Annotated in this window: 10 protein-coding genes; 7 read left to right on the plus strand and 3 right to left on the minus strand. The window is 68.3% G+C overall.

Going from position 1 to position 10,302, the window contains the following annotated elements; all coding sequences use genetic code 11:
- Positions 1-1,245 precede the first annotated feature (1,245 nt).
- Positions 1,246-2,097, plus strand: a complete 852-nt coding sequence (locus ON39_RS35895) for a ParB/RepB/Spo0J family partition protein (RefSeq protein ID WP_083894890.1) — start codon at positions 1,246-1,248, stop codon at positions 2,095-2,097.
- Positions 2,098-2,465: 368 nt separating this feature from the next.
- Here the strand turns inward: ON39_RS35895 and ON39_RS49215 are convergent, their stop codons facing one another.
- Complete coding sequence (locus tag ON39_RS49215) at positions 2,466-2,723, minus strand: hypothetical protein (RefSeq protein ID WP_040740820.1); 258 nt, start codon at positions 2,721-2,723, stop codon at positions 2,466-2,468.
- A 4-nt stretch (positions 2,724-2,727) separates the two neighbouring features.
- Between ON39_RS49215 and ON39_RS35905 the strand changes: the two genes are divergently transcribed.
- From ON39_RS35905 to ON39_RS35930, 6 genes are all read left to right on the plus strand, one after another.
- Positions 2,728-3,606 carry a hypothetical protein gene (locus tag ON39_RS35905; protein ID WP_040740821.1) on the plus strand — a complete coding sequence of 293 codons (879 nt, stop codon included), beginning with the start codon at positions 2,728-2,730 and terminating at the stop codon, positions 3,604-3,606.
- Between the two features lie 144 nt (positions 3,607-3,750).
- A complete protein-coding gene (locus tag ON39_RS35910) occupies positions 3,751-5,307 on the plus strand; it encodes a M1 family metallopeptidase (RefSeq protein ID WP_051187530.1) in 1,557 nt (518 codons plus the stop codon).
- The gene (locus tag ON39_RS35915; protein ID WP_040740822.1) at positions 5,304-5,582 is read left to right on the plus strand and encodes a hypothetical protein; all 279 of its coding nucleotides are present in this window, start codon (positions 5,304-5,306) and stop codon (positions 5,580-5,582) included. The genes ON39_RS35910 and ON39_RS35915 overlap by 4 nt, the downstream gene beginning before the upstream one ends.
- A 112-nt stretch (positions 5,583-5,694) precedes the next feature.
- A complete protein-coding gene (locus ON39_RS35920) occupies positions 5,695-6,498 on the plus strand; it encodes a DUF1460 domain-containing protein (protein ID WP_040740823.1) in 804 nt (267 codons plus the stop codon).
- A 137-nt stretch (positions 6,499-6,635) separates the two neighbouring features.
- Positions 6,636-7,007 carry an SMP-30/gluconolactonase/LRE family protein gene (locus ON39_RS35925; protein WP_083894891.1) on the plus strand — a complete coding sequence of 124 codons (372 nt, stop codon included), beginning with the start codon at positions 6,636-6,638 and terminating at the stop codon, positions 7,005-7,007.
- A gap of 65 nt (positions 7,008-7,072) precedes the next feature.
- Positions 7,073-7,888: a MerR family transcriptional regulator gene (locus ON39_RS35930; protein WP_040740824.1), complete on the plus strand. Its 816-nt coding sequence runs from the start codon at positions 7,073-7,075 to the stop codon at positions 7,886-7,888.
- A 215-nt stretch (positions 7,889-8,103) separates the two neighbouring features.
- Here ON39_RS35930 and ON39_RS35935 read toward each other — a convergent pair whose 3' ends face one another.
- Together ON39_RS35935 and ON39_RS35940 are read right to left on the minus strand one after the other, a co-directional pair.
- Positions 8,104-8,853, minus strand: coding sequence for an SDR family NAD(P)-dependent oxidoreductase (locus ON39_RS35935; protein ID WP_040740826.1), 750 nt, complete (start codon positions 8,851-8,853; stop codon positions 8,104-8,106).
- A 116-nt stretch (positions 8,854-8,969) separates the two neighbouring features.
- Positions 8,970-10,302, minus strand: a 1,333-nt coding sequence (locus ON39_RS35940) for a helix-turn-helix transcriptional regulator (RefSeq protein ID WP_040740830.1), incomplete at its 5' end; no start/stop codon positions are given.

Consider the following 10,302-nt stretch of genomic DNA (forward strand, 5'->3'; position numbering starts at 1 on the left):
GTCGCTGGCAACTGAATCGGGTTCGACGTTGAGCATGCCCCGACGGTAGGAATCGGCGGCCCCGTCGGGCATCCCGCCGGAGCGCTATTCACCGCCGATACCGCGGAGCTAGGGGTGTTTCCGTAGCGCCGTCTCAGGGTGCCGCTTCGGGGGGATGGATTCAGTTCGGCCGCAGCGGGTTTGCCGAGGCGCGGCGACGGTTGCCGCCGCGCCGGTTCCCCGGCGGGGATCATGATGTCGCACAGCGGTGATCGACCTGATTCGGGGTGCGGTGACCACGCTTCGCGCCCTGTCCTATCCGGCCAGTACGGTGTTGTGTCACAAGGACGCCGAATCACCCGAGGAGCGTTCTGCGGGCGGAATCCGGGGTAACTCCGCCGATCGGGCTTTCCAGAACTTCTTCGGTGGCGCCCGCCGGATAACACCGAAACATGCTCTGCTGTATGGACTCTCGGAGGAACGGGCGGGCCCGGATTTTTCGTTCTTCGCGCTGCTGGGCGGGGGTCCGATGATAGGATGGACTCCGAACTGGGGAGCGCTCGGGCAGATGAGTTCCCCGGATGAAATCGTTCGGACGAAGGCGGAGCACGCCTCTGTTCTTCGTGTGCGAGAGGGGACTTGAACACGAGTTCCGCATCGGTGTGCCACGAGCACGAGATGTAGGCCGAGCGGTTATTCCTCGGATCGGGGAATACCGTCGGTTTAATGCGTCCTGATTCGAATGATTCGGGGTTCCCTTTGTTCTCACTCGACCGCCGTGATGGTCGTTGTGTGCAGAATTATTGTCGCCGCGCGACCCGAGGTGGTCATCGTGTGCAGAAACTCGGTCTCGCCGTATATGCTGGCGTACCAACACGTCTCCCGCGGTCTTCTCCGTCGTTGCAGAAGTCCAACTCTCAAGCGTATCCGCGCCACTGCCGGTTACGGGCCGGAACTGGTAGTTTCCGAAATGTTTCCGGAAGTCGGCGCGGCGGTCCCCGGGGGTTAACACCATTCACAAATAACGCCGCGATTCACGCAGGCGATCCGCACAGTGCGAATGCAGCGTCCTTTCGACACCGTATCGTTGCCGGAACTCTGCCAATGTGAAATATTGCTGTCCGCGCTAGTTGGTCACCCTCCGATCCCGGCACAGCGCCGTGCCTGCCTCAGCGATTCGTCCCGCACGCCGAGGTAGTCGGAAGAGGTACTGGCGGCGGGAAGTGTGCTACGGAATGATCTCGGCTTCGACGCAGGAGTACCGCCGTGAGTGAACACAGGTTGAACGTGGACGACGATGCGAGAGTCGGAGTCGCCGACGTAGTCATCGAGATTCCTATCGAGTCGATAGACATCAGCGGTGCACTGCGCGTACGTGCCGAGGACTCGGCGCATACGCAGATGCTGGCGACGACGGAGGCGGAGCTGCCGCCGATCCTGGTGCATCGAGAAACCATGCGGCTGATCGACGGTGTGCACCGTCTGAAGGCCGCGAAATTGAAGGGAGACACCGTCATCCGGGCGCAATTCTTCGACGGCACCGAGGAAGAGGCGTTCGTGCTCGCGGTGCAGGCCAATATCGCGCACGGCCTGCCGCTGTCGATTCTCGACCGTAAAGCGGCCTCGCTGCGGATCATGCGGATGTATCCGCTGTGGTCGGACCGCAAAGTCGCGGAGGTGGCCGGGCTGGATCACAAGACCGTCGGCGCGGTGCGCAGGCAGTCGTCTGGGGATGTTCCCCAGACGAGGCATCGATTAGGCCGCGACGGACGGATGCGGCGAGTGCGCCGGCCGGACGTCGAACACCAGCGTCGGAAGAAGCCGTGCGACGGCGCCGAGACGACGACGATGGCGCCGGAACCGGCTCCGCCCGAGCGGGTTTGCCCCTCGTCGGTATTGCAGAGTCTGCGCCGCGATCCGTCGCTGCGGCTCACCGAAACCGGACGCACGGTATTGCGTTGGCTCGACGCGAGTCCGCGCACGCCGACGCAGTCGCTCGATCTCGCGGATCGCATCCCGGAACACTGTCTGAATCTGGTGCTCGATATGGCCAGACAGAACGCGGCCAACTGGCAGGACTTCGCCACCCGAATCGGCGATCGGCTGCACAGTAAATGATGGCGCATTTTACCTCGCGATACGGTGCGTGACTTGCGAATCGAGTTCTGCCCGCAGGTCGCGCATCGGCGCGCGTTCGGCGTCCCGTGCTCGCGGTGCCGGCCTTATTCGCCTGCCGCGCACCGTCGCTCGTGCGTGCCGTCTGAATGCGCGCCGAAGAGCCGTCGGCCGATACCGTCGCGCCGGCGTCGCCGGGGCGTCGATCCGGCTCGGCCGGGCCTTATTTCGTCGCACATGCGCCGAACTGGCCGCTTTGTGAACGCAAGTGAGGAACGCCCTGCCGAATTCCGGTGTCGGGCATGTTAATCAAGTCGTGATACGAACTCCCCAGTGAGTCCCCAGTCGAAAACAGCCCCCACGGTGTGGTTCTACTTGGATATGGAATACCCACATCGAAGTGCGGCTCGCCGCATCGCTACCGCGGTGTTGGTTTCAGCGGCAACGGTTTTCACGGTGGCCCCCGGCGCGCTCGCCGAGCCGACGACGACGACACCGACGCCGACCACCCCTTCGACCACGGCGCCGACGACCACGCCGTCGACCGATGCTCCGACGACCACGCCGACGACGCCGACCACGTCGAGCGATCCCACGACCACGCCGACCACCGACCCTTCGACGACCACCCCCGTGCCGTCGACGGACTATCCGACCACCTCGGTACCGACCACGACCACGACCGCGCCGACCACCAAGCCCGGCATCTTCGACCTCCCCGCCATCCCGAAGAACGTCTTCACCGATCCCGACGGAATCTTCGTGCAGGTGATCCTCGAGCACCCCTTGCCGATTCCGCCCGGCACGCCGACCGACGCCCCGGCCATCGCGCAGGCTCGGGCCCAGGGCCTCCAGCAGGTCCTCGGCGCGGAGTCCGTCGGCAACCTCGTCGTCGACACGGTGTCGCCCACCGGCGACGGCGGCGCCACGGTCCGGCAGCGCCAGGAGATCGACTCGGTGCCCGTGTTCGGCGCCGAGGTGGCGCAGTCGCTGGCCGCCGACGGCTCGCTCGTCTCGGCAGGCGGCGCGCTCGCGCAGCAGGCGCGGGGCAAGTACCCGACCGGGACGACGACAACGCCGACCGGGACGACGCTGCCGAACGGGACGACGCTGCCGACCGGGACGACGCTGCCGAACGGGACGACGCTGCCGACCGGGACAACGCCCCCGACCGCGGTGACGCCGCGAGCCGCGGTGACGCCGCCTGCCGCGGTGACGGCCACCGCGGTGCGCGCGCTCGCCGCGGAGACCAGGCAGTCGCGCGACAAGTTCTCGGCTTCCGCGCCGGTCGCCATGTGGTACGACCCGAAGCTCGCCGCCAAGAAGTCCGCGAAGAGCGTGGCGGTCCCCGCGTACAAGGTGACGGTCGAGGGCGTCGGCGCGCAGGGCGGGCCGCCGAGCCGGTGGGTGGTGTTCGTCGACGCCACCGATGTCGGCAAGGTGCTCGACAGTTGGAGCACGACCGGGCATCCCGAGTGCGCCGATCGCACCCCGTCGAAGTGTCGTCGCTGAACGTGGCCGCGTAGCGGCTCATCGCAGTACCTGCGGGGTGCCGAATCGGCATTCCCGCAGTCGTTCACAGATCCGATAGGGCCATCGACACGTACGCGCGGCCGAGTTCGCTCACCGGATCGCCTACTGAAGAGGTTGTGCACCATGCGAATTCATAAATGGTCAGACAGCGGCAAGCCGATTCCCGCCGCGCTGAGAGCGCGGCCGGTCGCGGTGTCCGCGTTGGCTCTCGCGCTGAGCCTGTCGGCCGGCGTCGCGGCGGTGGCCGCCCCGCCGTCGGATTCGCCCAACGGGGCCGCCGCGGGCGCGGCCGACCCGACGCCGGGCTCCGACGGTCTCGGCGATCCGTACTATCCCAAGGACGGCAACGGCGGCTACGACGCGCTGCACTACGACGTCGCCATCGACTACAACCCGCCGACGCACAATCTCACGGGCAAGGCGACGATCACCGCCAACGCCACCCAGAACCTGTCGTCGTTCAACCTCGACTACGCCGGTCCCGCAGTGGGTTCCGTCGCCGTCAACGGTCAGCCCGCCCAGTTCAGCAGGACCGGCGAGCACGAACTGGTGGTGAAGCCGAAGACGGCACTGCCACTGGGGCAACAGTTCACGGTCATCGTCGACTACGCGGGCACGCTCCCCGACAGCGGCGGCAACGGCTGGACGTACTCGCCGTCCGGCGGCGCGTTCGCGGCGGGCGAACCCCACTCGGCCACCACGTGGTACCCGCTCAACGACACCCCGCTGGACAAGGTCACCCTCACGGTGAAGGCCACCGTGCCGACCGGCTGGGACGTGGCGTCCAACGGCGTGCGCGCCTCCGACGTGCCCGCGGGCACGGGCAAGCACACGGTCACCTGGGAGGCCAAGGATCCGATCATCGGATACCTGTCGACGATCGCGATCGACAAGTTCACCCGGCTGACCCAGCAGGCCGGAAGTACGCCGCTGGAAAGCTTTTTCGCGCCCGGCGGCGCCCAGCAGAAGAAGGACCTGGAGAAGAAGCTGCCCAGCGTGCTCGCCTTCGAGGAGCAGCTGTACGGTCCGTACCCGCTCCAGGCGGGCGGCGGCATCTACGTGGACACCAATCTGCAGTTCTCGCTCGAGACCCAGACCCGGCCGATCTACGCGCCGTGGACGGACTTGAACACGCTGATCCACGAGAACGCCCATCAGTGGTGGGGCGACTCGGTGTCGGTCAAGGATTGGCGCGATGTCTGCCTGAACGAGTGCTTCGCCAGCTACACCGCCGACATTCTGTATCCGGAACGCGTGCAGGGTCGCAACGCCGATCAGATCTATCGCCGCGCGCTCGCCAGCGCCGATCAGCAGGGCGTCTGGTCGACCCCGCTCTACGATCCCGGCAAGGGCAATGAGTTCACCGTCGTGTACACGCGCGGCCCGCTGTTCCTGCACGCGCTGCGCCGCTACATCGGCGACAGCGTATTCTTCGCCGCCGTCAAGGATTTCGCGCAGGGGCACAAGCACGGGAACGCGTCGATCCCCGAGTTCCGGCAGTTCGTCCAGTCCCGCACCACCAAGAACCTGACCGGCTTCTTCGACGCGTGGCTGAACGGACGCAGGCGGCCGCCCAGCGAATACCTGTACCCGGGCAGCCTCAGCAACCAGGGCATGCAGCAGGCTCCCGAGGAGCCGGGCGCCGACGCGTGGCCGTTCGGGCGCGGCGACCGGAAATGACCCCGCTCTCCGCGTTTCGGGAGTGGCCGCGGTCGCTACGGACCTTCGTCGCCGCGGCCGCCGTCGCGCCGTGCATCGTGGCTGCGCTGCACGCGGCGCCGGAGGGGGACACGCACGGCTCGATCTCCGCTCCGCCGGTGCGCAAGCCGCTGTGCGCGCAGGGTGCGTTGTCGTGTAGCCCCGTGCTGTATCGGCCGGTGGAGGGTCCCGGCGCGGAGGCGTCGGCCGCGGTCAAGGGCGTGTTCACGAAGAAGGTGGCGCATATCGAGGCGTGACCGGGGTCTCGGTGGGCCGGCGCGGCTTCTCGCGGCGGCCCACCGTCTCGCGGGTACGACCGGTTACCGTGGAGGGCGTCGAGAGATCGAATACCCGTGTTGGAGGCCTTTCTTGCGCACCCTTGCCCGCCTACTGCTCGCGCTGCTGGTGATCGCCGGTGCCACGGTGACGAGGGCGGTCGCCGAGCCGGCTTCCGTGGTCGTCGACGAGGTCACCGCGCAGAAGATCGAGGCGTTGTCGGCGTTGCGGGCCGGTGCGCCCGCCGGGCAGAGCAAGGGCGAGGCGATCGAGCTGCTGTCGCGGCAGTTTCTCGGCACGCCATACGGTGCGGACATGCTCGTCGGCTCGGCGACCGAGCCCGAACGACTCGTCATCGATCTGCGCCGGGTGGACTGCTTCACCTATCTCGACTATGTCGAGGCGCTCACCAGATCCACGAACAAGGACCAGTTCGTCGCGAATCTGATCGACACGCGCTATACCGATGGGCGAGTGGACTTCTCGCATCGCAAGCACTTCTTCAGCGACTGGGCGAACACGCCGCGAATCGCGGCGACCGATATCACCGGCGCGCTGAGCACCGTGGCCGTCACCGTCACCAAACACCTCAACGCGAAGGCGGACGGCGGGACGTATCTTCCCGGTCTGCCGGTGGTGGATCGCGCCGTCACGTTCATTCCCAGCGCCGCCGTGGACGACGGCGTGCTCGGCGGGCTGCGCACGGGCGACTACATCGGCGCCTACACCGACGCGGCCGGGCTGGACGTGACCCACGTCGGAATCTTCGTGATGACGCCCGGCGGGCCGGTGTTCCGCAACGCGTCCTCGCTCGCCGCGAACAACAAGGTCGTCGACTCGCCCTTCGCGGAGTACGTCCGGTCGGTCCCGGGAATCGTCGTGTACCGCGCGCAGTAGCGCCGATCAATTTCCGCCGCCCGGCCCGTCAGTACTCGTACCGACTACCGAAGGGCATGGCGACATGAGCAAACCGGAGATTTTGCTGGAAGGAGTCGTGTTCGGCGAGTCCCCGCGCTGGCACGCCGGACGACAATATCGGGTTCGACTTCCCCGGCGGTGAGGTCGCGACCGGCCCGATAGCGCTGGTGACGCCCGACGGGGAGGTCCGGCGGGTCGCCGATGGGCTCGCGTTTCCCAACGGCATGGCCATCACCGCCGACGGCGCGACCCTGATCGTCGCCGAGTCCTACGCCAACCACCTGACCGCGTACGACATCCAACCCGACGGCGGACTGGCCGGGCGCCGCGTATGGGCCGAGACGCCGGGCGACCACCCCGACGGGATCTGTATCGACGCCGAGGGCGCCGTCTGGTATGCCGACGTCGGCAACCGGCACTGCGTCCGAGTAGCCGAGAGCGGAAAGGGTCCGTCCCGGCCGCGGGAGCCGGTCGCCCCTAGGTCTTGACCTTTCCCTTGGGGCCGGGGGCAGGGTTCGGGGTAGGGGAAGTTCCCCGCGATGAGGAGGCGGTCGTGGAGTTGCTGAGCATCGGCGCGTTCGCCCGGCTGGCGCGGCTTTCGCCGAAAGCCTTGCGGCTGTACGCGGATGCGGGGTTGCTGCCGCCCGCGCGAGTCGATATCGATACCGGCTATCGCTGGTACTCGGTGGGCCAGTTGCCGAAGGCGCGCTATATCGGGCAGCTGCGGCGGTTGGATATGCCGCTCGCCCGGATCCGCGAGGTGTTGGCGCGACCGGGCGACGAGCGGGTGCGGGCGCTGGCCGAGTACTGGGAGGAGCGGCGGCGCGGGTTCGCGGCGCAACAGCGGCTGGCCGATCTCCTCATCGCCCAGGTCACCGGAGAGAAGGTAGCCATGTACGACGTCTCGGTCCGCACGATCCCCGACCGCGCCCTGCTGAGTCGCACCGAGAACCTCACCGCCGATCGCATCGGTGAGTTCGCGACCCCGCTGTTCGCCTTGTTCGGCGGCCCCGCCGTGCCGCGGCCGGAGGGGGCCGCGGGCCTGCCCTTCCTGCGATACCACGGGGAACTCGGGCCCGACGACGAGGGCCCGGTCGAGTTCTGCTGTCCCATAACAGAATTCGACGTCGACACGGTCGCACGGCGCTTCCCGGACATGCTCGTCCGCACCGAGCCCGCGGCGCGCGAGGCCTACGTCGAAGTCCCCAAGTCCGACATGACCACCGCGCTCGGCTTCGAGTCGCTGCACCGCTGGCTACTCGACCACGACGAGCGCTTCGACTGGCGACCACGCCAGATCTTCCTCCGCGACCCCGCCCGAGCCGAAGACTCCGACACCATCTACGAGCTGGCGGTGCGCCTGCTCTGAGCGGCCATTCCGTCCCAGCGATGTCGGCCCGGCCTTCGCACAGGCGCCGAGCCCATGGTCCGAGGCGACACCGGCACCGCTGGGCTGGTCAGAGGGCTTCGATTATCTCAGCGAGGATTTGGCCAGTGGGTCGTAGTCGGTGGCTTGGCCTTCGATGATGTCGGCGGCCTTGCGGTCGCCGTTTCCATGGGGCGGAGCAGGCCGCGAACGGGGTGTCAGTCGCCGAGCGCGCCGCAGGAGATGTTGACCTGCGTGGCGGTCAGGGTGCGACCGAGGTCGGAGGCGACGAAGGCGGCGACGTGGCCGACGTCGGACCGGGTGGCCGCGCGTCCGAGCAGGGTGGCGGCGTGCATGCCCGCACGCACGGACGCGGTCTCGGGGGTGTCCGGGAAGGACTCCGGGATGCCGCCGGTCAGCAGCGAGACCACCCGGACGCCGTGCGGGCCGAGCTCGCACGCCCACTGCCGGCGCAGGCCCTCCACGGCGTCGCAGCCGACCTGGACATTGCCGAGGCCGGGGATCCTGGTGGTGGGATCCGACCCGCCGAAGAACAGGATCACCCCGGATTTCTGCGCGATCATGTGCCGCGCGGCGGCCTTGGTGGTCAGCAGTTGAGACGTGACGAGTTCGGCCATCGCCGCGGCGAAGTCGGCGACGGAGACGTCGACGAGCGGCGTGAAGATCGACGTCCGCGCGGTCACGTTCACCGAGATGTCAAGGCTGCCTGCCCTTTCGACCAGGGCGTCGGCGTGGTCGGCGACCGCGGTCGCGTCGAGCGCGTCGACCACGGCGGTCTCGGCGCGGCCCCCTCGGGCGCGGATCCGCTCGGCGACGGCGTCCAGGGTGGCGGCGGTTCGGCCGACCAGGAAGCAGTTCGCGCCTTCGGCAGCGAAACCCTCGGCCATCGCGGAGCCGATGGTCCCACCCGCTCCGTAGATCACGGCGTTCTTGTCCGTCAGTATCATGTTCGCTCCTCTTCGGTTGCCTGGTAGGAGCGAAGTTATTGCGCCGGTCGCCTCGACCGCATCGGTCGGATTACCGGCGTTCCAGGCGCGCGCGGAACGCCGGATAAGTCATCGGCTCATAAAACGAGCTGCGCGAGCTCGATCCGCCGCGCGACACCGAGTTTGGGGTACGCCTTGTACAGGTGGTGCCCGACGGTGCGCGGGCTCAGGAACAGCCTGGCCCCGATCTCCTTGTTGCTGTGCCCGGCCGCCGCGAGCCGGACGACCTGAAGCTCCTGCGGCGTCAGCAGTTCGATCGGATCGCTGTGCTGTGCGGCCTGCGGCTTGCCGAGCGCGGCCAGCTCGACGCGCGCACGGTCCGCCCACAACCGTGCGCCCACACGGTCGAAACCGGTTGTGGCCGCGAGCAACTGGGTGCGTGCCTCGGTGCGGCGGCGGCGTCGGCGCAGCCATTCACCGAAGACCAGCTGCGTCCGGGCGCGATGGTAGACACCGTCGTGCAGGCGCAGGGCGGCGAGGTAATGCTCCTCGGCCGCATCGTCGCTCGCGGCGAGCAGCGCGTGGCAACGGTGGAGCAGCGCCGCCGCCTGCGGAGCCCCGCCCCGCCGTGCCCACTGCTCGAACGCCGGTAGGTGCGCCGCGGCCCGCTCGGTCCGTGCGCCGCGGACCGCGGCCTCCACGTGGTCGGGGACCGATCGGAGCAGAAAGTCGTACGCTACTGTCCCGGAACAGATCTCGTCGAGCAGCTCGAGCGCGGGATCGAACCGCCCCGCCGAGAGGTCGCCGATCGCGAGTCCCCAGGAAACCAGCGCCGCGTGCACCGGATGCCGTTCGGTCAGCAGCGGGCCGATGTCCGCGGCGAGCGCCCGGGACCGGTCTTCGTGCCCGGCGACCGCCGCCGTCCACACCGAGACGGCCCGCAACACCGCGACCTGAGTGTCCATGCCGAGCTCCGCGCCGAGCGAAACACCCTCGGCCACCGATGTTTCCGCGTCCAGAAACGCCCCGCCGAGCAGTTGTGCGAGGGCGAGGGGCTCCATGATGTACGGGATCCATTGCACCGCACCGGCCGCGCGCGCCCGATCGGCCGCCGTATCCATGACGGCGGCGGCGCTTGCGTCGTCGGCGAGCAGCACACCGCTGAAGGCCGCGACGACCTCATGGAGGTAGTCCGCTGTGCCGGTACGTGCCTCGCGCACCTGCGCGGCCATGGCATCGACCGCCGGATCGCATCGTCCGGCGAGGAGATCGGCCCAGGCGATCTGCGCTGCGACATGCGGAAGCAAGGGCGAATCATCCGGCAGGTCAAGAGATTTCAATTGCCCAACGGCTCGCTCGAGCAGGTCGCGCCGCCCGGCGTCGCGTGCGCAGCACACGGCCTCGGTCAGGATGAACACGGCGCGCACCGGATCGTCATCGACGACCAGCTCCGCGGCGGTCAACGCGAGG

The sequence above is a fragment of the Nocardia tenerifensis NBRC 101015 genome (genome assembly GCF_000308715.1).
Lineage (GTDB): Bacteria > Actinomycetota > Actinomycetes > Mycobacteriales > Mycobacteriaceae > Nocardia > Nocardia tenerifensis.

Coding starts and splice junctions, on each gene's coding strand:
- ON39_RS35910 (WP_051187530.1), top strand. CDS start 3,751: ATGCGAATTCATAAATGGTCAGACAGCGGCAAGCCGATTCCCGCCGCG.
- ON39_RS35915 (WP_040740822.1), top strand. CDS start 5,304: ATGACCCCGCTCTCCGCGTTTCGGGAGTGGCCGCGGTCGCTACGGACC.
- ON39_RS35935 (WP_040740826.1), bottom strand. CDS start 8,853: ATGATACTGACGGACAAGAACGCCGTGATCTACGGAGCGGGTGGGACC.